Raw genomic sequence first — 26,799 nt, 5'->3', positions numbered from 1 at the left:
AGTTATCAATTATTTTGTACCACTGCTTTATTAATGATCTATGAAATCCCTAGGTGATCTCGTAAAGTAGTTCCCTCGTATTCGTTCCGGAACATGCCTCGTTCAACCAACTTTGGAATCAGCTGTTCGAAGAATATTGTCATCGATTTTTCTGAACCGCCTGGCAAGGCGATGAATCCATCAATCGCACCAGCCTCGACCCGCTCGATAATATCATTCATTACAGTCTCGACGGTCCCCACAGATACCCAATGAGCTGATCCAACAACCTCCGGCCGATCCAGAATTTCTTTCACGGTAGGCTGATATTTTGTAATAAAGCGGCGTAGCAACTCTGCATGTGTACGGCTTCGGACAGCCTGACTTGGATCGGGAAGCATTTCAGCAGTTACGCGTTGATCCAAAGGATAACCTGTTAGATCAAGACCCATTACCGATTGGAGTGAGGCATGTCTGCGTTCAAGACTTAGATGCGAATGCGCAACCTTATGCAATTCAAGCGCTTCTTCGTGCGTATCACCGAGGAAAAAATACAGACCCGGCAAAACTTTGATGGCATTTGGATCGCGCCCGTGTTCTGCTGCTCTTCTTCGCAAATCATTTCGCAATTCCACTCCTGATTCAAGATCCGGCATTGCTGCAAAAATAGCATCCGCGACGGAAGAGGAAAAATTCCGCCCGATATCTGAAGCGCCAGCTTGAAACAAAGGAATGCTTCCGGATGGATGAGAAGGTAACGTTAGCGGCCCTTTTACATTGAAGAATTCACCAGAATGATTAATGGCAGTCACTTTATCCTTATCCGAGAACATGCCTGATTTGCGGTCAATGACAATGGCTTCATTCGGGAAACTCTCCCATAGCTTGCATACGACATCCGTAAACTCCATTGCCTTTGCATATCTCTCTTCCGGTGATGGCATAGGTGAATTGCCGAAATTATCGGCTCCCTCAATAGAAGTGACAATATTCCAGCCTGCACGTCCATTGCTTAGCCAGTGTAAAGACTGAAGTTGTCTAGCAACAACATACGGTGGATTGAACGTAGTAGAGATTGTCGTCACCAGTCCGATCCGGTTCGTTTCACGAGCAATCGCTGCAAAGAACAGCGTAGGATCCGGGCTACCAAAGTTGGAGGAATCGCCTAGCATCTGCGGGCTAATGTACAGATAATCCGCTCTGAAAAGAAAATCGAGCTTGAACTTCTCCGCTATTTTTGCCCAATGAATATAGTAGTCAATCGTTCCTGTCTGCTCCACTCCGCTATCCGGGTGCCGCCAGCCGTCACCTTTATTCCATGTTGCATTTAAGGATAAGCCAATACATAATTGTCGATTTGAAGTCATTTCTACCAACCTTTCATTTCATTGATGTGCTCCCATAAGACCTGCGGTAAAACTTTAGACTCCAATAATTAATAATGATTCTCATTATCAGAAATAAAGTTTAGCAAGGATTTAACTCCATTTGAATACACAAGTTACGAATTGGATATGCATAATTATCTAAATCGACATTTGAACAAGCTCTCACCCTCTCCATCTTAGATAGGAAATTACATGGATAAAACAAAAAAAGCCGCTTGAATAGCGACTTTGAATGATACCGAATTAGATATGCAAAAACCCTTATTACTGTAAATTCAACCTGATCTCCTGCACATTGATCTATGAAAAATATTTCCCTGAGTGCAAATCTTCTATTTCTTGCGAAAGTCTTTTAGTATGTGGTTTCATATAACTTTGAGCTTTTTGTAAAATATCTGTATATCCACCTAGATCATACAATATTGTAGTAGATAGTACTTGTACAATATAAAGGCTCGATTGAGTTGCCATCCATTCAAAAAATCGAAAAACTTCTCAATTTGTTCTGTGTCATCATTTTCACGAAGCAGTCCTTCAACATAAGTAGCCACTTCATCACCAAAAAACACATGTCCTAAAAATTCTTGATTTAATTCCAAATGTTCTATATAACAATCGTGGAATTCAGGGAAAAGTTTTAAGAATTGATTGATTAAAATGTCACTGTCCATTCCAACCTCCATAATCACTGTTCTTTTCGTTTAAAAAACATCTTGCCAACAATAAGTCCCATACCAGATGAACATATTAGATATCCAAAGAACAAGAAAAGTAAATAAATACCATGAAGATCCGCAGGAATCTGCTTTAAGCCTTCAAACCAAACAAAACGAAAAGGATAAAAGATTACTACCCAAATGATCAGCAAGAAAAGAAGAAAATTAATAATTTTCAGCACAATAACGATCCTTTCAAGTCCGAGTGGAAACAGTCGGAGATATACATTGCATCTTTCATTTCGTATACCTTAACGCTGTCCGCACTATAATAGTTAGCTTATGTATTAGAGTTGATATGTTGAATCTATAAATAATTACTAATTATAATAGGAAACATTAGGGGTATTTCTTATTTCTTCAGTGAGTATAACAAATAAAGGTAATATAAGCACACAAAAATAATCTTTATAGATTTCCACGCTAAAACAAACAACCTACTCTTAGGGGTAATACCAGCGTAGCTGACACCACCCGCAAACATATGAATAAAAATGCAAGAACCCTCCTAGTCTGGAGAGTTCTTTTTATGAGTGATAAATGTACCAATTGCGGCCTGTTTGTTAAACTAACGTTATCCGTTAGCGGAATGACCTCTTTTAATTTATGGTTGGTGAGGATGTCGATTCAGAACGGTATCGATGCGATGTCTCCACTAATAAACGTCATCGTGTTGTTATCAGTTCATAGACTCTGCCGAAATCGTCTCACACCCGTTGAATATCGCAAACTTTTGGAAACAACTGTTCAAGGCTGTTCGCAATTGCTTTGTTTGCTTCACATCGTTCTCGTACCAGATATTTTTAAGAACGAGCGTTCCAGTTTTTCGCTCCACGATGATCTCAGCCCGTCCAATGAAGCTTTCTCCATATAATAGAGGCAGCACATAATAGCCGAATTTTCGTTTGATTGCAGGCGTGTAAATCTCCCAGGTGTAATCAAAGCCAAACAATGTGTTGATAAGTTTTCTGTCCCATATGAAATTATCTAGAGGGGCAATAAGCTCACAACGCAATTTCGGCTCCTGATTTCTCAGAACGGCTTCAATAAGCGGTAAATCCTCCGCGAGGCAGTACAGCATATCCTTCATTTGTTCCACAGCAACAGCAACAATGCGAGCTTCGTGTAATAGCTGGCGAAAAACCTCGGTGCGCTGTGCTGCTTTCAACCCCCATATATTCAGCCATGCATCTGACGCACGATTCCATAAGAGACCAACAGAGCCGATTCGACGCAGTACCCGCCACTTATGATGCTCAAGCTCATCCTCCAGCGGCTCTGATGCATTCAGCAGATTTGGCTGTATGTACTTCTTGGCTATATCGTAATATTTACGCGTTCCTTTTTTATGATGGATAATCAACTCACCCGTCGAATACATCTGTTCCAGAACCGATCGAGATGAATTGTTTCCACCGCTCCAGTGGATGGCCGATTGCCAAGAGAAATTCCCATCCAATTTTAAATCATCAGAATTTAGTGCACCGTGATTTTGGATATAAGCCCGTACTTGCGCAGTCAACGCTTCCATTTCGGGATAGCGTTCGGCATGTCGCCTTGCGGCTTGCCTGTATCGCTCAAAATAGGGCCAGTCCTGGACAGAGATAATGGCTAGGTTCTTGTCGGGATAATCGACAAGGCTTCTATCCTCATACAGCAACTCGGCGAGCATTCCCTTAGTAAATCCCTTGATTCGCGACTGTAGCACCAGTTCGGCGTTTTTTCCGCAAACATCGATGGGGTCGTATTGAATGCAGCTGACCTGCCGAGCAAAGTCCAATACGCCCTGCTTTTCACTAAATTTATATTCGCCCAAAAGTCCATGCTTCAGCAACAGAAATTGCCGTGCCTGGCGGTTTGTTAATTGGATCATGTTTGCACCTACCTCTAGTTTAGTACAGTCGAAACAAACCAACCAATCAGCCGCATATTAAAAACTCTAACTTTGAGGAGCCACTGCCAAGGAAGACATCTATTCGTTATTGCATTTCTTTTGTTGGACCCATCACGGGCGGTACTGGTAAGCCTGCTTGACGTAATAGCACCATCATTTGGCCGCGGTGATGTGTTTGGTGGTCAATTAAGAAACGTAATAATGAACCTTTTGTTGCAAGACTTTCTATGCCTGTTTCTGTTAGCAAGTCCTCATTTGATAGCTTGGCTACCTCTTCCTTGACCGCCTCTGCTGCTTTTTCGTAAGCTGCTACAATTTCTCTTGCTGTCGCTGGAACTGGTTCATCTTGACCAATCATTGGTACAGTTAAACCTGCTAAATGACTAAAATAACCTGTTGTTTCTACTAAATGCCAGCCTAACCAACCTAGTGTACTATGCCCTTCAAAAATACTTTGTCCTAATTTGTCATCTGTTACTGCTTGTAATACTTGCAATGTCCCTTTCACAGCCACTGCCCATTCCTTTAAAAAATCATCCACTTGTCGATACATCAAAACTCCTCCTCTATCATTCACGTCTCTTTTATCATACAAAATATTTGCTCAAAAGAAAAGGAAAAAACAAACATATGTTCTCGTTAAAAAATGCGTACAAAAAAACATCTGTTTCGGTACCTGAACCGCAACTTGTCACCTATTCCAGTAAAGAAGAAATCACAGCTGCTCTTAAGGAAGCGGGAATTAACAAGTTTGACTACATCGATGAGAAAGAATATGAAGGTGACGAGCTACAAATTGTACAGACACAAAGAAGCCCTTTCTTTATCAGAACGGGCTTCTTTGTGCGTTTTACAGTAGCGTTTTAACCTTTCTGGACACCAGGAGCGTTTTCATGCAAATTTTTGTCCGATCTTTTCTTCTTTCTTGGCTGTCCCTTCCAGGACAGATATGTCCAAATCCGTAGAACATACTCGACCGGCCCATTGCTAAATTTTTTAAGGTATAGTGGGCTGAGCCACAATTGAATGCCGTAGACAGCAAGCGCAATAATTGCTCCGATGAACACGCCAGCATGGCCAAATAGTCCCAAGCCATATCCATAAAAGATGGTCGTACAGATTACGCTCTGCATCAGGTAATTCGTTAACGAGAGACGGCCCACCGCCTCGAACCTACCTATCAGGCTGGAACGGCGGCTTCCGGCATGCAACAGCGCAAATGCATAAATGTATCCAAGTGCAAGCAACGTTCCCCCGAGCGTTACCCCAATCCCGACGCCGAGCCACCCTTCCGCACCCAATTGTGGTCCCAAAACGCCATATGCTTTGAGTATCAAACCAACTGGAATCAAAAACGAGGCACGACGAAGATATATACGCCGCATCGCTTGCGGATCGCTAAACGTGCCTATTCTGGCAGCGCGCATGCCGAGCAGGAACATCGGCACCGTCATGAGTGGGGCTAACATCAGGGCTATCAGGGCGTATGATAACTCCAAATCCCCACCGAATGGATCGCCGTTATTGCTGAAATCCCTGATCTCCGCGTAGCTGCCGCTGCCGTATACATCCTGACTTTGAATGATGTAGTTCTCCATATGAATGGACTCAATCGCCAGCGGGTTCATCGGATTAGAAGCCGGGAGACCAAGTATGCCCGCTCCCATGAGTAGCAGTACCGCCCATATGAGCAGCGTTTTGGGCTTCCGATTAAGGAACATGAGCAAGAAGAAACCGAGTACACCATAAAATGCCAGGATATCCCCTTCCCACAGATAGATGATATGCAGCAATCCGATACCAAACAGCAGTAGAAAGCGTCGAGCCAGATGACACTTGGGTCGTAAATCTCGTGATTGTAGGCTTTCCGATAGCTTAATCATGCCAAAGCCGAACATAAATGCAAAAATCGGCATAAAACTGCCCACTACAGTAATAAGCAGGAACGAGAGAAAGGCCTGGTCTGCACCGCCGATCCCGAACAGTCGGGGTTTACTCTGGCCGAACATTCCGTATTGGAAAGCCAGCATATTCGCCAGCACAATGCCGGCCAGACTGAATCCGCGCAGTCCATCTATTAATTGGACGCGCTTTGTTGATGTGCTCAATCAATCACCTCTGTATATAACGTAAAGATCAGTCCTTAATATACGTTAAATCCTTCCATAATTTCAACATAAATTAATATGCAAGGGTTTATAATACGATCTGTTATAACGTACCAATAAAACAAAAAAAGCCGCTAAATTAGCGACTTTTAATTGGAACATTTTAAAGGGTAACAATAATTGGACCATTTTTAGAAAGGATGATCGTATGTTCGATTTGAGCTACATAGCTGTTTTTAGTAGCAAAGGTCCAGCCGTCTCCTGTTTGGAATACTTCTTCTTCTGAAGTGGAGACAAATGGCTCGAATGCGATAACCATGCCTTCTTTTAACAATTCATCATCCGATGGATCATTATAGTTATAGATGTGGTCAGGTGCTTCGTGTATCGCACGTCCAACACCATGTCCTGTTAGGTTTTTGATAACCGTTAATTCATTCTGTCTGGCAGTTTGGAATACGGCTTTTCCGATCCCGCTTTTTTTGGAACCCGGTTTTGCTTTCTTAAGACCTGCTTCAAATGCTTGTTTAACAACGTCGCATATTTTCGTTAACACTTCTTCGCCTTCGCCTACGACAAACGAGATTCCCGTATCAGCAAAATAACTGTTCTTCGAGCCAGAAACATCAATATTGACGATGTCCCCTTCTTGAATAACCCGCTCTCCCGGAATACCATGTGCCACCTCTTCATTAACACTAATACAAGTGAACCCCGGGAAATTATATTCACTTTTAGGAGCAGAAACTGCGCCAGCTTTCTCAAAAAGCTCTCCGGCCAGATCATCAAGTTCTTTAGTCGTTATGCCCGGAATGGTTTTTTGAACCAATTCATCTCGAATTGAAGCCACGATTTTTCCAATTTCCTTCAAACCATTAAAATCTTCTTCTGTTCTTGCGATCATTTTTTCTACCTCACTATCTTTATCATCAATTGATTACATAAGTGTTATCCTTGATTGCACATTAGATAATCATATCCAAAGCAGCAAAGCTTCGCAACTTTTTTATCAACATCATGAGTGTGGTTGTTCTCTTGTTCCTTCTATTATTGAAGTTCAATCCTCCACCCTTTCATATGTTCTGCGCCATAAGTGAGGGTATAGTTTTGAAGTAGTCCTTGTATCGTAGTTATCTGTTCTGAAATAGCGTTACTACTCGTTCTGACGAGAAATACAGGAGAAATACCGTTTTCCCTGAATTGGTTGATTAGCCATGTCAAAACTTGAATATCCTCACGGTTTGCAGTATCCAAAGTTTTTTCCAATCCAAAAACGTTGTTGGGGCTTAAGTTATTTACCTGAAGGATCATTTTAGAATACGCATGTGAATCACCTTTTACCAATTCAGATACCTTGATCAGATATGGAGAAGTTGAATTTTGTTCATGAGGCCCAAATATATCGATGTGAATCCATTTATTTAGTGTGCCGCCTATCGTCTCCGGAATTTCAAATAATTCATGATGCCTTGCAAGAACGAATGCCGGATCGATGATTTCTCTACAGTGTTCTTTCAATTCCTGTTTCTTTTTATGTTGTTCACGAAATACTTTCGGTCCTTCCGGGAAAATCTTATGAAATCGTAGATAAAAATATCTAGGCGAAGAAAAGCCACTCTCTGTTGATATTTCTACCAGGCTCCGATCAGTCGTCAATAATTGTTTGATTGCATGTTCAATGCGCAAGTAATGAAGTAAGTTTTGCAGCGTATCTCCAATTAGTAACTTGAATTGTGATGATAAATAATCCAAATTTAAATATTCCTCAGTATGTTTGGCGATCTCATTCAAAGATGCCTTGTTAATAAAACCCCTGTTATTGAATAAGTAATCATATATTCTTCCTATTCGTTGCAGCTTGGTCGGGTTCCCTTCAAACATTCTTTTCGCATCAAAATTCATAATGAGCAGGTCCAACAATGGTTCGACTGTATTCTTTAACGTTAAAAATGGCATTTCACGCGTAGCTACAATCGGAGTTATTAACGTGCATATGGCATCAATAATTCCTTCTACTCGTTCTATCCCTAGATATGCCCCAGGGCTAAATTCATGCGCGAACCAGACATATGATAAATCCGGAAAATAATCCTTTGCAAATTCAGCATCGATATTTATTTGGAGGACGACATTGTTTTCATCGGTCTGCCATAGACGGTGAACTTGATTGATATTGAAAATTTCTATTGCACCAGCATCTAAAGTTCTTTGCTCGTCTGCAATAGCAACATGAATGCAACCTTCCAACACAATCACCACTTCAATGGAATTATGCCATCGGAACGCTTCATCTTTGACGTTTAGAAACTGTACGTTCATGGGAGAACTGTCGGTAAAATAAGACGTACTACTCATCTTGCGATCTCCTCCTTTCACTCCAATTCAACGAATTCCAAGCAACATTCGAGCAACAAACGAAGAAATCTAAGAAATGTACCCACAACGCAAAGAAATGTGAATTGTTCACGTTACTGCATTTTAGGAAAATGAATGATAGAACATCAACTAACGCTTAATTAAGGATTGGGGAGATATCCATGAACCAAATTCAAATCACACAGCAGCTTAATGCACAACAACAAGAACAAGTTGCTCAGTTATTTTACGAAGCTTTTCCATTGAAAGTAACACATCTGTGGTTTTATGCGAAAACGAAAAAACAAGCAGTACAACTATTATCTCAGTCTATTCAATTTGAACAAGGTATTTACGCACTAAGAAATGAAGAAGTGGTCGGATTTCTTGGTTACAATATAGGAAAAAAAGCATTCACACCTGCCAATTATGCAGCTTTTCGGAACGTGTACTCCCCATTTGTAGCGACTTGGCGGTTTTTATTTTATGCGTTTTATTTAAAATTCCATTTGTATCACGAACATGTATTGCACATCGACCCTATTGCAGTATCTGAAGAAGCTCGTGGTCATGGAATAGGTAAATTGCTATTAAGTACGTTGGAACAAGTTGCGATCAATAAGCAAATTACTACAATTAATCTAGAGGTTGTGGATACGAATCCTTCAGCACAAAAATTATATGAGAGGTTCGGTTATATGCTCCAAAAAGAACTGAAATCCGGCCCATTTACTGCCAAAGCAGGCTTCAAAAAAGTGATATTTATGCAAAAATCCTTAGCCAGCACCCATTCATCCATCAAATCAGAATAAAGGAGGTCAAGCAGGTCTTGTGTCAACAGACCTCCAACTTAATCCATACTCATGGTAGAGGCTCCATAATCATCGATATGCAGCTTCACACTGAAGGTCACTGGAATTGTGGTGAATGTGTCATCCCAATTTCCTTTGACCTTTTCCCATACGGCCGGATGCTGAATGCGCAGAGCTTTACCCAGATCAGCCACCTCAACATGCATTTTTTTTAGCTTGGTCATGGTGTTCTCTACGAGCGTTTGAATCTCACCTTCCACGATTTCGGAATGCTGTTCGAGCGTCCGATTATTCATCTTCTTAACGTTGGATGCAAAGACTTCAGAGAGGCGCCCTTCCGACTTCATGTCAACGTGAAATGAGATATCATCCCCGTGCACGGTTGCCTTGATTTTGCTCTTGACGGATTTGATCTCATATACGAATTGCTGCTGTAACTCAGGTTCTTTGATCTTGTATATGCCCCCTGAAATATCACCTTTTATCCATTGCAAACCTTCCACATAGGATTCATTTAAATAGCCACCGTACTTTTGAGTGTTGCCTTTCATTACCCCCGCACCTTTGATCTTTAAGGCACTTTGTTCCACACTGACATTTGGCAGAAGATAGCTGGATTCCGATTTTAGTGGTCCGATCAGGTTCGCAAGTGTAACGGGTTTGATGAGGCGGGAGATTCGTTTGCGGTTGGCAGACAGCTCTTTGAGCAGGAAAGCAGGAATCTCTCCGGAGGCATTTTCCTTCAAGACATCACGAGCTGTTCCTGTCGTTATATATACCTGGAGACTAAGTCGAATATCATTATCTGCTAGATAAAAATCAAGTAACTCATGCATCGGAATCTCTTGCAATAGCCTGGAGCTGATCACAATTGTCTTTAGATGGAAACCGGCGGGTGAACGATTCGTAAGATACGTCTCCCTTGTCATCTCCATAATGGAGTCCCCGATCTCCTCTTTGTTATAAAACTTTTTCCCTGGAGAGTTGTTGGATTTAGCTCCTGCTTCAGGCAAAATATACTGCACGGTTCGCCGGATTTTCTGTTTTTGAGGGTAATCCACGCGCTCAGAAGCAATTCTTTCTTCAGGTTGTACCTTATCGTAGGCAACACCTGCCTCCAGATACCGCTTTTCAATAGGCGAGCTGCTCCAACATCCGGTCAGTAACATACTTGCTCCTGCCACCAACATAAACAGCGCAACATTTCGGGAATAGATCATGTCGACTTTGACCTCCAGCGCGAAATGAGTAGTAGAATCAAAGACAAACCGGCGAATAGAATAAGGTTGGCTTTGCCAATATATCTCCCCAGTTGGAATAGTTCGTTGATATCCTTAGGGACGCGAGATACGATCAGCATGATGGGCAGTAGAATACAGAGACTTCGTGCATAAGGAAGCTTTGTCACATGGGATAATCCCAATGCCGCACAATAAAAAGCGATGTTAAATGTTGCGAAAATCTCCAGTACCCAGATTGACAAGAGTAAGGATTCGAACCGTTCCAACGGTAAATTATCTACTTCAACACTGCGTGTGAGATCGAAAAAAGGCCATACACGAGTCATAACCCCCTCCGCAGTGAATGCACCGATGCACAGAATAGTAGCGGTTGTATAGAGCACGATAGCTACGCCAACTCCCCATCCCATAATCCGAACTGCTTTTTCGGGTTTTTCCATTTTGGCTAATATAAATAACATGATTTCGCTCCCGCTAAATGCCAAGGTAGTGGTACTCATGCCATGAAAGACGGGAGACATGCCTTTGGATAAAAAAGGACGCAAGGTGCTAACGTCAAAGTTTTTCACCCCAAGCAATAAAATGAGGAGATAGATCACGATCGTGATCGGAACAATGATCTGGCATACTTTTGCGATCACATCCGTTCCCTCCATGCATAAGTACAAGGATATCCAGACAAATAGGGCCTGAATGGCCCACCATGGTGTACCTTCAAGTAGGAAAAACGATGTAACTTCCTCCATCGCCCGCATTTCATAACTTCCCAAATGAATGTAATAGACGATCACGACCACACCAATCATCTTGCCAATCCATGTACCTACAATCTGTTGCACGAATTCATAGAAGTTCATCCCTGGAAATTTTCGGGCTAACCGTATCATCATCCACGCCAGAAGCAACGTTACACATCCTCCGAGAATGACGGACAACCAGGCATCTGCGCTTTTAACAGCATGTACGACTTCTCTGGGTAACGTAAAGAGCTCCACACCAACAATAAAAACAATGATCAGACTTACGCCCTGTAATGTTGTAAGCTTGCCTGAATCATTCAGCCCAGATGCCATTATGGTTCCTCCTTGTTGTAAGTGTTACGTGTTAACTCTTGCGTTTCCGGTCTTTGGTCTGTAACAACCCGGGTCTTTGCCGCATGAACTGAAGCGGAGCACGAATCAAGTAATCTTTCCATTCCTTAATGGAAGGCGGAGCAGCCATCCCTACATAGGGAATGCCAAAGCTTTTTAATTTGAACATATGGATGACCAAGAACAGAAAAGCCATGATCACACCATATAATCCGAACATCGCGGCGGTGAACATGATGGGAAAGCGTAATAACCGCATCGCAATACCGGCACTGTACATAGGTGTGGCAAAAGAAGATATCGCCGTCACCGCAACAACGATGACCAGGATGGGGCTTACAATGCCGGCATCCACCGCAGCTTGTCCAACGATGAGACCACCAACGATCCCCATGGCTGGGCCAATAGGCTTCGGTAATCGCAATCCCGCCTCTCGCAAAATCTCAATCGCAAGTTCCATAATAAGCGCTTCAATTAACGTGGAAAAAGGTACACCCTGCCTCGTTCCAATGATTGAAATCACCAAGTTGGTAGGAATGAGTCCAGGATGAAACGAGATAAACGAAATGTATATGGCTGGGGCAAATAGCGAAATCAGGGTCGCTACAAAGCGTAAGAATCGAATAAACGAACTGGGAATCCAGCGTTCATAATAATCTTCGGGTGATTGCAGCATCATGGCATAGGTAACCGGCATTAACAGGGCGTATGGTGACCCGTCGAGCAGGATCGCGACCCTTCCTTCTAACAAGGCCCCCATGACCCTGTCTGGTCGTTCCGTATTTTGAATCTGGGCAAATGGGCTAAGGAAATTATCTTCAATTAACTGCTCCACATAACCGGACTCCAGTACTTCATCTACATCAATTGCGCGCACACGCCGTTTGACTTCGTCGACCAGTTCATGATTAGCAATATCCCGAAAATAGACGATCATGAGTTGCTTCTCGACTCGACTCCCCACTTTATACGACACCATTGCAAGTTCATTCGTTTCCCCATGTCTGCGTAGCATGGCTGTATTGTCACTAAGCACTTCCGTGAAGCCAATCCTTGGCCCCCGAAGAACTGATTCCGATACCGGCTCCTCGATCGATCTAGATTTCCCCTTTGGCGTTCCCAGAATTAGCGCCCCTTGAACCCCATCCAGCAAAAGGATTACGGAGCCAAACAGGACCTTGCGCAAACTCGGAGTGACCTCCTTCACAAATTCTGTTTCAGATACCAGCAACAGCTGCTGATCCAGTAAATGTACCAGCTGTTCGGGAGTGAACTTCCCGTTCTCAAGTGGCGTGTTTCCCCACTCCAACATTGGTTTCAACACGTTATGATCCAGCGCCATCTTATCGGTTAAACCATCGACAAAATACAAGACAGCATGACAATCCAGGTTACTTAGATAAAATGTTCGTTCATTAATATCATCCATATCCAGCGCAACCTGTTTGAAGCGATTCATGTTGGTCACAAGTTCATCTGTGTATAACAAGGCTTTATCATCTGGAACCGTTGGAACAGGACTAGGGTCACCCGACTGTTCTTCTTCAGCGGGAGGACTCTCCATTCTCTGCTTTCGTTGGCCCAGCCGCGCATCCATAAGCTTGATCTGGCGAAACAGGCCCATAATGAGAAAAGGTACTAACGTTAGGCATACGGTGCCCGCCCAGGCACTCCAGTCAGGTATATGATCCAGTATTTGTTTCCACATCACCTGATCAGATCTCCTTACATCACATACTGTTTTCAAGTAGAATGACCAATATTCTACAATTCATGCATTCATGACCTTTACATAGTTATCATCGATTGACTCGAAATAAATAAAACGACCGTTCCCCAGTAGAATACCGAGAAACGGTCGCAGCTTAAATCGTTTTGTTTGTTCAGTTACATCAAACACGATTCTTGAAGCAGATCACGCCAAACTGGACGAACCTAATTGTGATATTTCAGAGAAAAGAACAGCAATATTTTTAGATGATAAATCCATTCCTTGCGATATCCAAAATTCCAGAGTGCCGACATAGGCAGAAGAGATATAGGAAAATACGTATTGTTGTTTTGTCGAAATTTCAACGAACTGACCGTGTCTCGCCTGAAATGACTGATGCAGCTGCTTTCTCAGCAGTTCCCTTAATTTTACCGCAAAAGCAGGATCGCCATGTGGTCCCATAAAGAACTTGAAAAATTCTTTATTCTCAATCACGTAATCAAAGGGTTTGATATAAGCATAAGGAGGTTCAATAAAGGGTCCCTGCGTGTTGCGTAGAAAACTGAGTTTCATGATGACTTTTTTATAGCCATGTAAGATATCGTTAGTATATTGTTCACAAAAATCATAGATGTCCTTGTAATGTAGATAGAACGTTCCCCGATTTAGCCCTGCTCGCTCCGTCAACTCTTTTACGGTTACATTCGCTAATCCCTTTTCCGTGGCGAGTTCTATAAAAACGGATCTAAGAATCTGTTTCGTCCGAATAATACGTTTATCCTCGTTTATATCCATATATTCATTTCCCTTTCAAAAATTCCTCTGTCATTTACTGATCATCTCCCCGGTTTATGTTGATTAATGAACACAGGGTGAATGAATGATCATTGAGTTGCTACCTTCTTTTATTATAATGATCGACGTGATCAATAATCAATTATGAAGATCAACACCATGTGGGAATGGAGAAAAATGATGAGTAAAGATACGTTGAGTTTGGATTCAGAAATTAGATTAGGGGCATTGATTCGTCCATTGATAGCTATTGTTCTAGGTATGATGATGGTTATGCTGGACAGTACAGCCATGAATGTAGCGATTCCCAAATTAACGCATGACTTAGAGACCACGTTTGCAACATTACAATGGACAATAACGGGTTATATGTTAGCTATGTCAGCAACGATCCCGCTCGCTGGCTGGATCTCGGATCGGCTTGGCGCTTCAAAAGCCTTTTTGATCACCGTTGTTTTATTTTCTCTCAGCTCACTACTTTGCTCGTTTGCTCAGACGGCAGAACAATTGATTGCGTTTAGAGTCATTCAGGGTTTGGCAGGAGGAATGGTGCAGCCCATCGGGATGGCCATGGTATTTCGAATCGCTCCGGAGGGAAAAAAAGGTCAGGTTATGGGTTTGCTCGGTATTCCTATGTTATTGGCTCCCGCTAGTGGTCCAGTTATATCGGGATGGCTGGTTGAATTTGTAACGTGGCATTGGATTTTCCTTATTAATGTTCCAATCGGGATACTTGCTCTCGTGTTAGGAATTAAATTTTTACCCGTCACAGAAAAAAAAGAAACCCTGGCTTTGGATATTCCAGGTATGATATTAGGCCCCTTGTCATTTGTTAGTATCACCTATGGTATTACCCATATTAGTGATGGTCTGCGAATGAATACTATGGGATTAACTGCTTTGATTGGTGGAGGAATAGTACTGACCCTCTTTATTATCAACGAGCTAAAACATAAGCATCCCCTATTGGAACTGCGTGCATTTTCTTCTGCTGACTTTAGGAAAGGAATTACGGTGAGCTGGATACAATACATGGCTCTGAACGGCTCATTAGTTTTTATTCCGCAATATTTACAATTATTCAAAGGATATGGCCCTCTCACAACAGGGTTAATTATGAGTGTGATGGCTATTACTTCAGGAGTCCTCATGCCCATCGGTGGAAAAATATATGATTATTTGGGAATTCGTCCTTTAGCTTTTTCGGGACTGTCTATTATTGCCATCGCATTGCTTAACTTATCTAATCTGGATATGGACTCCTCGTTACCATTCGTTGTTTTCTCCATAGCACTATTAGGGATGGGCATGGGATTATGCATGATGTCCCTGAATACTTTTATCCTTCAATCTGCACCGTCTTCACTCATTAGCAGAGTCACACCCTTAACTTCTGCAGCATCCAGCATTGTGATTTCTTTTGCTATTGCAGGATTAACGAGCTTCCTAACGTATCGATCTAGCGTATATGATTCAGATAACAACCAAGTGGAATTGTTTAGTATTGGAGCATTTGGAGATACCTTTGTGCTGGCTGCCTGTATTGCTGCTATAGGAGCATTGCTTAGTCTGAGAATACGAAAAAAAGTAAACAGCAACTAAAGTTAGTTGAACGAAAATGATAACCGCTCAAAATTCCCTCTTCTTATTAGTCGTGTCTACTAATTAAGAAGAGGTTCTCATTTCGTCACCGAATAGATAGTTATACATATGGATAAATGTGGCTTTATAGTTGTATCTGCCTCAGGAGATTTCTCATTTCGTATGGATTAATATGCTAATATCCTCCCTTCTGCTCCACCCTGGATTTAATTAAGATAATCGAGTGAAATGCTACTGACATGCTGTTGTCAGGAGGGGTGTTGTATCATTTTGTTAAATGTTAAAGCCAAGGGAATATTACATTTATAATAATTAATTATATGGGAGCTGTTTTTTGTTGAAAACTTTACATGATCCATTCATTTTTGAACAACCTCTGTTGGAAGGCATCATTCGTAAACGTAAAAATCGAGCGAATTTAATTCGTTCGAGCGTTTCATCAAACATATTGGAGAGTTAAGCGGAAGCTCTCGCTTCTTTTGATGCGGCTTCAGCTAAAGGTGAATATGAGCTGGTAACTCAGGATTTCAAAGAACTCACAGGTCAAAATCCAATGCGTATCAAACAGTTTCTGGCAGCGCACAACAACGGTTAATCGTTAGGTAGTGTCATGAAAACAGAAAAAAACGAAGGTGGATTAACCGCCTTCGTTTTTCTAATATACTCTTTACGAAGAGTAAGCAAAGAAAGACTCAAGTGCGTCCTTACTTCCTCTTTAATAACGCAGCCACACGCTCATTTCACCAGCCAGGCGATTGCCCCACAGATAATAGGGAATGGCCTTAAAACGTACTTCCTTTTTTTGCTTAATATAAGAACGGTAAGGCTTCTCATCTGACCATAAATCGCTGTCGTCAGTCACGAGACCGTCCCCTTCTACCACGACACAACCACCTAGCAAATCTGGATCAGCATACGCGGTTAATTGTGGCTCCGAAGCCAACGCGAGCGAAGTGAGCGGTGCCCCGTTGTCTGCTTCTTCTACGCAATAAACAAGCGGTCCGCGTTGAATGGCTACCTTGCCTGCATCTGCCCGAACTAAAGGATGTGCGGCAACTAACTTCGGCTCGATCGGAAGCAGCCACTCCACTGTATTACCATCTGACCAGCTGCGTTTTATTTTAGCGTAACCGTTCTCAACATGAATATCTCGCTGTTCACCATTTACTTTCAAGGTGGGCTGTCCGTTTTGGAACCAATCTGGTATACGCAGCGCAAGCTCGAACTCGGCAAATTCGCTATCTTTGGGAAGCTGAACCGCGAATTCAACGCGACCGTTCCAGGGAAGCTCGGAGCGTTGATGCAATGTTATTGTAGTGTCGGCAAGCTCGAACGAGGCTTGACTTCCAATATACAAATGGGTATAGATCGTTCTGCCATCCTCAGACACGTCGTAAATATAATCGTCTAACGAACCTAGCAACCGTGCAACATTGGGAGGACAACAGGAGCAGCCAAACCATTTCTGTCGGACGGGCTTTACGTGATGTTTATCTGGATTTTTGAGACTTGCTTCTGGCCATACCTCAAGTGGATTGACATAGAAGAAGTGTTTCCCATCCATAGACATGCTGCCCAGCACATTGTTGTACAGCGCTCTCTCCAACACATCCGCATATTCGCTCTTAACTTCCAATTGAAGCATGCGACGTGCCCAGAAAATCAAACCAATCGAAGCGCAGGTCTCCGAGTAAACGGAATCATTCGGAAGATCATAGTCGAACGTAAAGGCTTCCCCGAGATGTGTTGAACCAATACCTCCGGTAATATACATTTGTTTGCCTGTTGTGTTCGACCAGAGCCGTTCACAGGCCTCCTTCAGCTCTTCGTCACCTGTTAGTCGCGCAAGATCAGCCATCGCCGTGTACATGTAAACTGCCCGAACGGAGTGCCCAACAGCTACCTTTTGCTCACGAACAGGTAGATGAGATTGATAGACCTCAAGATTAGGCGCTCCCTGGGACCAGATGTTTGTCCGGCTTCCGCGTTCCCATTCCTCGATAAAATAGTTGGGCTGCTTTCCCCGTTCATCTATAAAGTATCGGCTAAGGTTCAAATAACGCTCTTCTCCCGTAGTCCCGTATAGCTTAACCAGAGCCAATTCAATCTCCTGATGACCACAGTAGGCCCTTATTTGTCCCGGATTGGTTCCAAACATACGATCAATCAGATCAGCGAATCGGCAAGAGATATCTAGCAATTTACGCTTGCCTGTCGCCTGATAATAAGCAACCGCTGCTTCAATTAAATGGCCTGCACAATACAGCTCATGAGCTTCGTAAAGATTGGTCCATTGCTTTCCAGGTTCCTGGATCGTGAAGTAGGTATTCAGATAACCATCGTCATGTTGGGCTTGGCCAATCAATTCGATAGATTCATCGGCGATCTTCTCTAACCTCTGATCTGGATGATGACGGAGCGAATAAGCAACGGCCTCCAACCACTTGTAGAGATCACTGTCCTGAAATACCCACCCGCCAAACTCTCCTTGCTCCAAGCCAGCGGCAATACGGAAATTTCGAATGGCATGACTAGGCTCAGCGTCCTCTACCCTATCGTTCAGAGCTTCCCATTGATAGGGAATAACCGTTTCTCGTACAAGATTGGTATACGCATTCCAAAATTGGTCATGAATTTGGATCTGGTTTTGTCCCATTAAACACACCTCAAAAGTATAAAATTTGACTCTTTCCAAAGTCGAGTATATGCTTTTTCTTAAAGTGAGAATAGTAATGGAATGAGCTTTTTTCTATACAAAATGACACTAAAAAATGAGGACAATTCATTGAATGAAGAATTAATTGTTGCGTTACAAACCCCACCTCTTCCATATTACTGGGAATCTGGCCGTTCAACGTTCCGTGTAGGCGACCGTCATCCTAATCGAAGAAATTTCGGCCTATTTGATGTATTGCTCGTGGTTGATGGGGAACTACACATCGGTGAGAACGGGACGGAATGGACACTTGGCATAGGTGATGCACTGGTATTACTGCCTGAAGGTGAGCATTACTCATTCAAGCCCTGTGAACAGGAAACAACGTTTTACTGGGTTCATTTTGAGCATGGGAACTGGCATCAGAGTCCCTTAATAGAAGAATCGGAAGCGGTACTTCCGTTATCGCCATTCGATAAGCCAAAATCAATACGAGTACCTAAGAAATCAACGGTACTAAGTCCCCAGCTCGCATTTGATCTAATGCAACAGCTCTTGGAACTGCCGGTAGGTGATTCCTTCTGGGAGAAGCAACAATTGCTGTTCCGTTTTCTGGCTATACTCGAAAATGGCATCTCCGATATGGCCAAAACGCCTGCTTCACGGCTTGCCGAGAAAGTAGCTGTTTTCATCCAGCAACACTACCAAGAAGAGATCACCAATGAAACACTCTCGTCGGCACTACACTTCCACCCTAGCTACATCGTTCGCTGTATGAAAATGAAATATGGTGTTACACCTGTTCATTACTTACTACAATTCAGGATTGAGCGGGCCAAGCAGCTTCTAGTCTCCACGGAATGGTCAATAGATCGTATAGCGGCAGAAGTAGGCTTTCAATATGCTCCTTACTTTTCTACCTGCTTCAAGCGAAGTGTTGGAATATCTCCCCTCCAGTTTCGCAAGAAATATCTGAACTAGTTAGACTCATAGGGAAGTTGTAAATTGAAAAACCAAACGACCGTTCTCCGGTGAAGTACCAGAGAACGGTCGTAGCTACATGATCATTTCGTAATTTTATATTCGCAAACATATCAACGCTATAATTGTCCCTCGTCACCTTGCTCTTCCTGCACAATTCGAGCAATGTGAATCATCAAATATAATAATTCCTCGTTCGCTATGGAGATATCCAGCATGTTTTGCACGTAGGTTTTAATCATCTCCGCGCATTTGTATTCAAGTGGATGCTCCTTCACCATGTGCTGAAAGATGAAATCTTTCGACGAATTGCCCAAGCGGCCCTCTTGTAAACGCTGGATAAAAAATTGCAGGTGTGTGACGAGTCTCACATAATGGATGGAGTTTTTGTTCAATTGCATATCAAAGCTATATTGAATAAGGTTAAAAATATCTTTTAACATTTTAACGGATTGCATCGTGCGCTCCATATTCTGTTCATGCGTTTGGGCATTGACGAAATGAAAGGCGATATTGCCCGCTTCCTCTTCCGTAAGCTCAATGCCAAGTTCTTGATTCAACATATGGACGGCTTCCAGGCCCAGTTCGAATTCGACCGGATGAAACCTCTGGATCTCCCACAACATGCGATTCTGTAATGATACACCTTTTTTCCAACGTTCAATGGCAAATGACAGGTGATCCATAAGCGTAAAGAAGATTTGGTCGTCAAGTGAAAGCTTTTCTTTCGCATTGGAAATCAGTTTGTTAATGACATTCACATGTGATTCCGGCATGTTTTCGATGGTTCGTACGTAAGCCTGGGCAGACGGATTATTTTGCAAAATGAATCGTTTCTGGATGTGCTCTTCATCCAGTCGCTCGCCGACTTTGCCTTTGAATGCCAAGCCTTTTCCCATGACAATCACTTCTTGTCCTTGTTCATCTTTGGTCAGAAGCAAGCTGTTATTCAATATTTTGATTACTTTCATGCATTCATCACGATCCTTTATTCTTTCGTGACCGCCTGATCCGAATTTCCGATACATCTGCCATTCTGTTTAATGACCTCCTGATACCACGAGAAGCTTTTCTTTTTCAAGCGCTTCAAGTCTTTCAGATCCTGTTCACCGCGGTTGACATAGATCATGCCGTAGCGTTTCCCATAACCCTGATGGGTGCTTACCACGTCAATAACGGACCAAGGGCAATAACCGATCACATCCACACCATCCGTTAGAGCCAGTCTGATCTGCTCCAGGTGTTTCTCAATAAAATCAATCCGGTACGTGTCGTTAATCGTGTGATCCGCTTCCAGTACATCCGGAGCTCCTATACCATTTTCCGTAATTAAAATTGGGAGACCATATCGTTCACATACCTTACGTAATGTCAGCCTTAGGCCAACCGGGTCAATAACCCAGCCATATTTCGTTTTTTCCGTATAAGGATTCTCCGCGGCCCGGTACACTCCCTGCTCGCCAAGCATAATTTGCTGATCCCCTGCACGAGCTGTAACATCCGACGCATCGCCCGTACTGGCGGCAATGGTTGCCGTTGAGTAATAATTGATAGCTACCAGATCGGGACGTCCCGACTGGATGTCTTCCATGTCTCCCTGCTCAATAACCGGCTCGATACCACGTTCCAGCAAATAACTCCAGAATAATGGATTATACCGTCCCCACACCGATAAGTCGAGAAAACCCCATCCACGAATCGTCTCCCAGTTATGTGCAGCGATTGCATCTGCTGGTCTGGAGGTTGCCTGGTACATGGAAGTCATGTTTAATGCAGGACCGATCTTGCCTTGCGGGAGCATATCATGAAATAGTCGCATCGTTCTGCCTTGAGCTACAAACATGTGATGATTTTGCTGATACAGTTCCTTTTTGGATGGCAAACGTCCACCTTTTGGTGTACCAATAGCACCTGGATGGAGAATCATCGTATTTTGCTCATTAATGGTTAACCAATATTTCACTTTATGCCCGTATTGCTCAAACAAGATACGCCCATACTCGACAAAGGCATTGATCGTCTCTCGGTTGTTCCATCCTCCGGTTTTCTCAAGCGCGTAAGGTAAGTCGAAATGATACATCGTCACAATCGGTTCAATGCCATGGAGCAGTAATTCGTCAATCAATTGGTGATAAAACTGGAGTCCTTTCTCATTAACATCCCCTGTGCCTGAGGGCAAGATTCGAGTCCATGCAATGGAAAAACGATACGCTTTGAGGCCCAGCTCTGCAAAGAGCTTCACGTCTTCTCTGAATCGGTGATAGTGATCGCTCGCAACTGTAAAATCAGCGGTTCCAGCCGGATGATCACACATATCAATTATGGACAGGCCTTTGCCATCTTCGTTCCAGGCTCCCTCCACCTGATAAGCCGAGGTAGAGCCTCCCCACAGAAATTCATTGGGAAATGGTTGGATGTGTTGATATAACATCTCAAACCCTCCTTCATTTTAATTTTAATCAAGATATATCACGGCCCGTATTATGGTTGTTACGAAAGGTGCATAATGGTCGCTCCAACCTCCACAGAACGCTGCTTCTCCAGCTTAATGTCCGGGAAACGATCCGAATTGGCGATAATGATCGGGGTTATGACTTCGTAGCCTTCTGCCTTGATGGCGTCGATATCGAAGCTGATCAACAAGTCACCCTGTTGTACCCGATCCCCTACTTTAATGGATGAGTCAAAATGTCTCCCCTTCAGGTTGACGGTATCTACGCCAATATGAATAAGTACCTCTTCTCCATTGGAACCATTTAATTTGACTGCATGTTTGGAGTCCATGAAAGCCGTAACTTCACCTGCGATCGGTGCATACAGTTCTCCTTTTGCAGGAATAATGGCAGCGCCCTTACCCAGTAATCCCAAAGAGAAAACATCGTCTGGTACACGGTCCAGATGCACTAATTCCCCTTGCATCGGGCTGGCGATTGTAAGTGGGCGTAATTCATTTTGGCTCGGTACGTCTTGAACAGGCTGCCCGGAAAGTGCCTTGTCATCGTTAACGTTGGCATTGCCTTCTTCATCATCATCCACTGGATCCTCAAAACCGATAATCCACGTCAGAGCAAAGGTCACGATAAAGGCGATCAGACAAGTGATAATGGCATGAACGATGTTCATCGGATTGCTGCCAATGAAGGCAGGTAACGCGGCAAGCCCGGGAGAAACGAAGGCATAACGTACTAATCCGGTCAGACCAGCGTATATCCCTGCTACGCCACCACCAATCATTGCGGCAATCAAGGGTTTCTTCAGTTTCAGCGTTACACCGTACAAGGATGGTTCCGTGATACCCAACACAGCAGTGAAACCGGATGAAGCAGCGAGCTGCTTCAGTTTTTTGTTTTTCGTTTTCAATGCTACAGCAAGCGTAGCCCCACCTTGAGCAATGTTAGACGCAAGCATACCCGGACCGTTGATCATTTCATATCCATTTTTGGTCAGTTGGCTAGTTGCAATCGGCGTCATCGCCCATGCGGTACCTGTAACGATCAGGAATGGTTGTAAAGTTCCCATTAACAAAGGAATCAGCCAACTGGCTCTGGCATTAATTGCTTCTGCACCCATCGCAACCAGATCATTCAGATATGTTCCGAAAGGCCCGATCGCCACCAATGCAAGTGGTGCTGTAATCAATAGCACAATCATCGGTTTCGTGAAAAATTTGATCATGGAAGGTGATACCCGATCCGCGAAACGTTCAATATAGGACATGAGCCAAACGACGATAATAATCGGCAGCACGGAGCCCGCGTAATCGGTTAGTCGAACTGGGACACCGATGAAAAATACGTCTTTTCCTTCCGCCATCAGGGTGCTCCATCCCGGGTGTAACAACACACCCGCAACCGTCATCGCCAGAATTGGACTTGTTTCGAACTTAATCGAAGCTCCATAAGCCAGCAGAATAGGCATGAAATAAAACGCCGCGTCCGCAATGGTGTTAAGGATATAATAGTTTTGGCTTTCCGTTGTTACGAGGCCTGTCAGCACAAGTACGGCTAATATCGCTTTGATCATACCTGCGCCAATGATTGCCGGAATTACCGGAGTAAATGTCGTTGAGATCACGCTGATGAATCTGGAAATCCAGCTCTGTTTCTGTTTAGGTCCGTTATTTTTTCCGGTATCTGATCTGGAGTCCGCACTTCGAGTGCCTGAACCCATCTGCTGAGTGATAACTCGGTAGACCTGCTGCACCTCATTGCCCACAACGACCTGGTATTGTCCACCATTGTTCACAACAGTAATGACACCTGGAAGTGCTTTGAGTTTTTCTGTCTCCGCTTTGGAGATATCGTGCAGTTCGAACCGAAGTCGAGTTGCGCAGTGCGTAAGCCGAGCGATATTATCCTTCTTCCCAACCAATTCCGTTATGTCTTGTCCCAACTTGCGATAATCCATGCCTATGCCCCATTTCTGAATTTGGATATAAAAAAGACCAAAACGATATGCCTTCTCCTACTCACGTAAGGAAAATGCAAGATCATTTTGGTCATGCCTGCTTTACCAGTAACAGCCAAACACTGCTAATATTCAATTCGTTATCCATGTAAACGTTTACTGGATCATAATATCACACAATAAATTAGTTAGCAATCACTTTATTCGTCATGTTTGTGTATGTTTTTTAACAGCAGGCATAATGATTGTTGCTAGTAGTTCAATATTCTTCTTAATCTGATCCATGCTGACGCCACCTGCATCGATCTCGGCTAAGAATCGTTGTTGACCATACATCTCGTGTTGATACAACATTTTTTCAATAATTTGTTGAGGAGAGCCCACCATGAGTGCATCTCGATAATCGGTAGCAGCCAAGAATTGTTGCTCAGGGTAACCACTGCCTCTTAATTGAACCGTAGCGTTATTAATATGTGGGTAATATTCGCGTAAGGCTGTTTGGCTATCTTCGGCTACGTACATGAGACTCGTTGTGGAGATGGGTAATCCTGCAGGATCAAAGCCTGCGCTTCGTGCAGCTTCACGGTAGGCATCCACAGCAGTTTTAAATGCTCTTGACGGTCCACCAAGTGTGGTTAGCATCATGGGTACACCTGCTAAACCTGATTTAATCGCACTTGCTGGAGGTCCTCCTACTGCACGCCATATCGGCATTTTCCCATGTAGTGGTTGAGGGATGATTTCGGCATGATGTAGAGGTGCACGGAATTCCCCTTGCCATGTAACATGCTCTTCTTCGTTAATTTTCAGCAGTAAAGCCAATTTCTCTTCAAATAATTCTTCATAGTTACTCACATCAAAACCTAATAATTCATAGGCACCTAGACGTGAGCCACGTCCTGCTACAATCTCCGCACGTCCATTTGAAATCAGATCCAACGTTGCAAAGTCTTCATATACACGGACGGGGTCGGATGTACTCAGGACTGTTGCCGAGCTGGCGATTTTAATGGTTTTGGTTGCTTGAGCAATTGCTCCAAGGATCACAGTATGTGCCTGAGTTGCAAATAACGGCTGATGACTCTCCCCTACTGCGAATACATTAAGTCCTGCTTCTTCGGCCAGCTGGGCAGTTTCGATTAATTCATTAATCCGTTGCTGTGCAGAGATGCGATGGCCTGTTAGTGGATTGCTTAAATGATCTCCAATGGAATAGAGACCAATCTCCATCCCTTTATCTTGGTGAATACGATATTGTTCCATCTTTGTCTGTCCTTCCATATGAGTTCCATGGAGGCTAGAAACCAAAAATTGGTTTCATCTCAATTCATTCGTTGATCTTACTGGCACCTAGTCCGAGTTTCTTGAGAAGATCGGTTAACTGTATTTTTTCTTCATTGGTAATCGAAGACAGATTCTTGGATATCACCTCAACGTGTTGAGGAAAGATCTCTTTAAATACATTTTGGCCTTGATCCGTAATGACTACAATTGAAGATCGACGGTCTGTTGGACTTGGTTCTCGCTTGACTAATTCTTTCTTTTCAAGCTTATCCACTACATATGTGATGCTCCCGCTAGGGATCGAAAATTTCTCACTTATACTTTGGACCGTGTGTGGTCCCTTATTGTAGAGGAGTTCCAGCACCATAAAGTTCTCATTACTAATGCCGTATCGTTCTATATCTTTTACAACATCATCAAAAACAGTTTTACTAGCCTTTACCCACACACGGAAAAGCCGTAAATCGATCTGACTTTGTTCATCTCCTTGAAACATGTACAGGACCTCCTATTAGATACCTTCCCAAAAAACTGTATTAGTTATCTTGGTTTTCTGTATAAAGGATAATCAACTTCAGTAGGAACTTCAATAACTAAGATTCTAAGGTCTTGATCTACAGCTTGTAAGGCTACTCTCTCCTCTTGCTCTGATTGCACGATAATAAAATCCTTATGTGAGAAATGAGTTGTTTCAATTGTATCTGATAAAAGAGTTCCGTCTCCTCTAATGGCTAAACTAGCCAATGTACGACCCAAGGAAAGGCTATGGATATATACTGTTCCTTTAGGAATAAGTACATCCCACATTTGAGCATCTGTCACAGTTTGCATGGGAGAATCGTTTCCTAAAAGTGTTTTGATTTTCACACCATCCATATCTACTAACGAAAACTGATTAGAATCGAATTGCGAATAAATAGGTGTACGTTTAACGGCTTGGCTTAGATGTGGTTCAAACCAAATTTGAAAGGCTTCAGTCGGTTCCTTTAACGCCTCAGCATGTTGTACACCAGAGCCTGTTTGCATGAGCTGGGCTCCTCCTTCTTGTACAACACTTTCCGTACCCAGTGTATCCCGATGATATGCCTTACCATTGATTACATAAGTGATGATTTCGAAGCCTTGATGCGGATGGAGTCCGATTTCTGCTGGTTCCTGAGAATGAGCCCAAGCCCAGTAAAATAGGGGTCCTAGTCGAGTAATGATGGAGCCTTCTCCGGAAAAACCAATTGGTTTTTGTTCTATTATTTTGCCGCCATCGAACTGACCACTCGCTTGATCTTTGGGTTTAATAATTTGGATTCCCATGATACTCACCCCTTAGTTTAACGGACCATTCACACAAACAAAGATCCGTAATTGATTAGCAATACGACCAAGCCCAGAATTAATAAAATGATCGGCATGAGCATTTGTTTTAATTGATCCTTTATTTTAATGTGAGTAATGATGGCACCGATCATCGTTACCACGATGAGTAAACCACCCAATGCAGCCAAACCCTCACTCCATATACCTGCAATAACTAAACCTGCTGCAATGACTTCGATCAACCCTGTAAATACTCGGAACGCTCCAGGATATCCATAGTTCTTGAATCCTTCCACCATCTGCTTGGACCCAAACTTCATAAAGCCAAACATAAGAAAACCTAACCCTAATATCACTTGCAGAACAATGGATAGAACACTCATAAATTCAATCTCCTCTTTATCCTATTATTATTTGTCCTAGTTGTAGGATAAATATATCCTAACATTAGGCTATATGGGTGTCAAT

At 43.1% G+C, this 26,799-nt stretch carries 23 protein-coding genes; 4 read left to right on the top strand and 19 right to left on the bottom strand.

Annotated elements, in window-relative coordinates; all coding sequences use genetic code 11:
* Nucleotides 1–38 precede the first annotated feature (38 nt).
* The 4 genes from MHI06_RS15390 to MHI06_RS15375 all read right to left on the bottom strand — a co-directional run bounded on the left by MHI06_RS15390 (nucleotide 39) and on the right by MHI06_RS15375 (nucleotide 4,530).
* Nucleotides 39–1,346: an NtaA/DmoA family FMN-dependent monooxygenase gene (locus MHI06_RS15390; protein ID WP_340398295.1), complete on the bottom strand. Its 1,308-nt coding sequence runs from the start codon at nucleotides 1,344–1,346 to the stop codon at nucleotides 39–41.
* A 428-nt stretch (nucleotides 1,347–1,774) separates the two neighbouring features.
* A complete protein-coding gene (locus MHI06_RS15385) occupies nucleotides 1,775–2,038 on the bottom strand; it encodes a hypothetical protein (RefSeq protein WP_340398294.1) in 264 nt (87 codons plus the stop codon).
* A 724-nt stretch (nucleotides 2,039–2,762) separates the two neighbouring features.
* Nucleotides 2,763–3,956 carry a crosslink repair DNA glycosylase YcaQ family protein gene (locus tag MHI06_RS15380; protein WP_340398293.1) on the bottom strand — a complete coding sequence of 398 codons (1,194 nt, stop codon included), beginning with the start codon at nucleotides 3,954–3,956 and terminating at the stop codon, nucleotides 2,763–2,765.
* A 106-nt stretch (nucleotides 3,957–4,062) separates the two neighbouring features.
* Complete coding sequence (locus tag MHI06_RS15375; protein WP_340398292.1) at nucleotides 4,063–4,530, bottom strand: DinB family protein; 468 nt, start codon at nucleotides 4,528–4,530, stop codon at nucleotides 4,063–4,065.
* A 77-nt stretch (nucleotides 4,531–4,607) separates the two neighbouring features.
* Here MHI06_RS15375 and MHI06_RS15370 point away from each other — a divergent pair, with 77 nt between their 5' ends.
* Entirely contained in the window at nucleotides 4,608–4,844 is a 237-nt protein-coding gene (locus tag MHI06_RS15370) for a hypothetical protein (protein ID WP_340398291.1), read from the top strand.
* Here MHI06_RS15370 and MHI06_RS15365 read toward each other — a convergent pair.
* The 3 genes from MHI06_RS15365 to MHI06_RS15355 all read right to left on the bottom strand — a co-directional run bounded on the left by MHI06_RS15365 (nucleotide 4,841) and on the right by MHI06_RS15355 (nucleotide 8,440).
* Nucleotides 4,841–6,085, bottom strand: a complete 1,245-nt coding sequence (locus MHI06_RS15365; RefSeq protein ID WP_340398290.1) for a DUF418 domain-containing protein — start codon at nucleotides 6,083–6,085, stop codon at nucleotides 4,841–4,843. The genes MHI06_RS15370 and MHI06_RS15365 overlap by 4 nt on opposite strands.
* Before the next feature lie 163 nt (nucleotides 6,086–6,248).
* Entirely contained in the window at nucleotides 6,249–6,989 is a 741-nt protein-coding gene (gene map / locus MHI06_RS15360) for a type I methionyl aminopeptidase (RefSeq protein WP_169479660.1), read from the bottom strand.
* A 143-nt stretch (nucleotides 6,990–7,132) separates the two neighbouring features.
* The gene (locus tag MHI06_RS15355; RefSeq protein WP_340398289.1) at nucleotides 7,133–8,440 is read right to left on the bottom strand and encodes an AraC family transcriptional regulator; all 1,308 of its coding nucleotides are present in this window, start codon (nucleotides 8,438–8,440) and stop codon (nucleotides 7,133–7,135) included.
* Between the two features lie 182 nt (nucleotides 8,441–8,622).
* On the opposite strand from MHI06_RS15355, the gene MHI06_RS15350 reads away from it, so the two are divergent.
* Entirely contained in the window at nucleotides 8,623–9,252 is a 630-nt protein-coding gene (locus tag MHI06_RS15350; RefSeq protein ID WP_340398288.1) for a GNAT family N-acetyltransferase, read from the top strand.
* Nucleotides 9,253–9,290: 38 nt separating this feature from the next.
* Here the strand turns inward: MHI06_RS15350 and MHI06_RS15345 are convergent, their stop codons facing one another.
* The 4 genes from MHI06_RS15345 to MHI06_RS15330 all read right to left on the bottom strand — a co-directional run bounded on the left by MHI06_RS15345 (nucleotide 9,291) and on the right by MHI06_RS15330 (nucleotide 14,090).
* Entirely contained in the window at nucleotides 9,291–10,472 is a 1,182-nt protein-coding gene (locus tag MHI06_RS15345) for a Ger(x)C family spore germination protein (RefSeq protein WP_340398287.1), read from the bottom strand.
* A complete protein-coding gene (locus tag MHI06_RS15340; protein ID WP_340398286.1) occupies nucleotides 10,469–11,566 on the bottom strand; it encodes a GerAB/ArcD/ProY family transporter in 1,098 nt (365 codons plus the stop codon). The genes MHI06_RS15345 and MHI06_RS15340 overlap by 4 nt, the downstream gene beginning before the upstream one ends.
* A gap of 31 nt (nucleotides 11,567–11,597) precedes the next feature.
* The gene (locus MHI06_RS15335; protein ID WP_340402124.1) at nucleotides 11,598–13,292 is read right to left on the bottom strand and encodes a spore germination protein; all 1,695 of its coding nucleotides are present in this window, start codon (nucleotides 13,290–13,292) and stop codon (nucleotides 11,598–11,600) included.
* Nucleotides 13,293–13,499: 207 nt separating this feature from the next.
* Nucleotides 13,500–14,090: a TetR/AcrR family transcriptional regulator gene (locus MHI06_RS15330; RefSeq protein WP_340398285.1), complete on the bottom strand. Its 591-nt coding sequence runs from the start codon at nucleotides 14,088–14,090 to the stop codon at nucleotides 13,500–13,502.
* A 177-nt stretch (nucleotides 14,091–14,267) separates the two neighbouring features.
* Here MHI06_RS15330 and MHI06_RS15325 point away from each other — a divergent pair, with 177 nt between their 5' ends.
* The gene (locus MHI06_RS15325; protein ID WP_340398284.1) at nucleotides 14,268–15,692 is read left to right on the top strand and encodes an MDR family MFS transporter; all 1,425 of its coding nucleotides are present in this window, start codon (nucleotides 14,268–14,270) and stop codon (nucleotides 15,690–15,692) included.
* A gap of 715 nt (nucleotides 15,693–16,407) precedes the next feature.
* Here MHI06_RS15325 and MHI06_RS15320 read toward each other — a convergent pair.
* Nucleotides 16,408–18,348: a beta-L-arabinofuranosidase domain-containing protein gene (locus MHI06_RS15320; protein WP_340398283.1), complete on the bottom strand. Its 1,941-nt coding sequence runs from the start codon at nucleotides 18,346–18,348 to the stop codon at nucleotides 16,408–16,410.
* A 129-nt stretch (nucleotides 18,349–18,477) separates the two neighbouring features.
* On the opposite strand from MHI06_RS15320, the gene MHI06_RS15315 reads away from it, so the two are divergent.
* Nucleotides 18,478–19,329, top strand: a complete 852-nt coding sequence (locus MHI06_RS15315) for an AraC family transcriptional regulator (RefSeq protein ID WP_340398282.1) — start codon at nucleotides 18,478–18,480, stop codon at nucleotides 19,327–19,329.
* Nucleotides 19,330–19,448: 119 nt separating this feature from the next.
* On the opposite strand, the gene MHI06_RS15310 is transcribed toward MHI06_RS15315, so the two are convergent.
* The 7 genes from MHI06_RS15310 to MHI06_RS15280 all read right to left on the bottom strand — a co-directional run bounded on the left by MHI06_RS15310 (nucleotide 19,449) and on the right by MHI06_RS15280 (nucleotide 26,714).
* The gene (locus MHI06_RS15310; RefSeq protein ID WP_340398281.1) at nucleotides 19,449–20,300 is read right to left on the bottom strand and encodes a PRD domain-containing protein; all 852 of its coding nucleotides are present in this window, start codon (nucleotides 20,298–20,300) and stop codon (nucleotides 19,449–19,451) included.
* Between the two features lie 17 nt (nucleotides 20,301–20,317).
* On the bottom strand, nucleotides 20,318–21,760 hold the full coding sequence (locus MHI06_RS15305) for a glycoside hydrolase family 1 protein (RefSeq protein ID WP_340398280.1): 1,443 nt from the start codon (nucleotides 21,758–21,760) through the stop codon (nucleotides 20,318–20,320).
* Between the two features lie 59 nt (nucleotides 21,761–21,819).
* The gene (locus tag MHI06_RS15300) at nucleotides 21,820–23,736 is read right to left on the bottom strand and encodes a beta-glucoside-specific PTS transporter subunit IIABC (RefSeq protein ID WP_340398279.1); all 1,917 of its coding nucleotides are present in this window, start codon (nucleotides 23,734–23,736) and stop codon (nucleotides 21,820–21,822) included.
* A 207-nt stretch (nucleotides 23,737–23,943) separates the two neighbouring features.
* Nucleotides 23,944–24,999, bottom strand: a complete 1,056-nt coding sequence (locus MHI06_RS15295) for an LLM class flavin-dependent oxidoreductase (protein ID WP_340398278.1) — start codon at nucleotides 24,997–24,999, stop codon at nucleotides 23,944–23,946.
* Nucleotides 25,000–25,063: 64 nt separating this feature from the next.
* Nucleotides 25,064–25,516, bottom strand: coding sequence for a MarR family transcriptional regulator (locus MHI06_RS15290; protein ID WP_076328947.1), 453 nt, complete (start codon nucleotides 25,514–25,516; stop codon nucleotides 25,064–25,066).
* A 44-nt stretch (nucleotides 25,517–25,560) separates the two neighbouring features.
* Nucleotides 25,561–26,328 (bottom strand): pirin family protein, encoded by a 768-nt coding sequence (locus tag MHI06_RS15285; RefSeq protein WP_340398277.1) that lies wholly within the window; start codon nucleotides 26,326–26,328, stop codon nucleotides 25,561–25,563.
* Nucleotides 26,329–26,357: 29 nt separating this feature from the next.
* Nucleotides 26,358–26,714, bottom strand: a complete 357-nt coding sequence (locus MHI06_RS15280) for a DoxX family protein (protein ID WP_169479346.1) — start codon at nucleotides 26,712–26,714, stop codon at nucleotides 26,358–26,360.
* Nucleotides 26,715–26,799 lie beyond the last annotated feature (85 nt).

The sequence above is a fragment of the Paenibacillus sp. FSL H8-0079 genome (assembly GCF_037991315.1).
GTDB lineage: Bacteria > Bacillota > Bacilli > Paenibacillales > Paenibacillaceae > Paenibacillus.
Note: the sequence above shows the minus strand (reverse complement) of the source record. Positions and strands in the feature narration are given on the sequence as shown.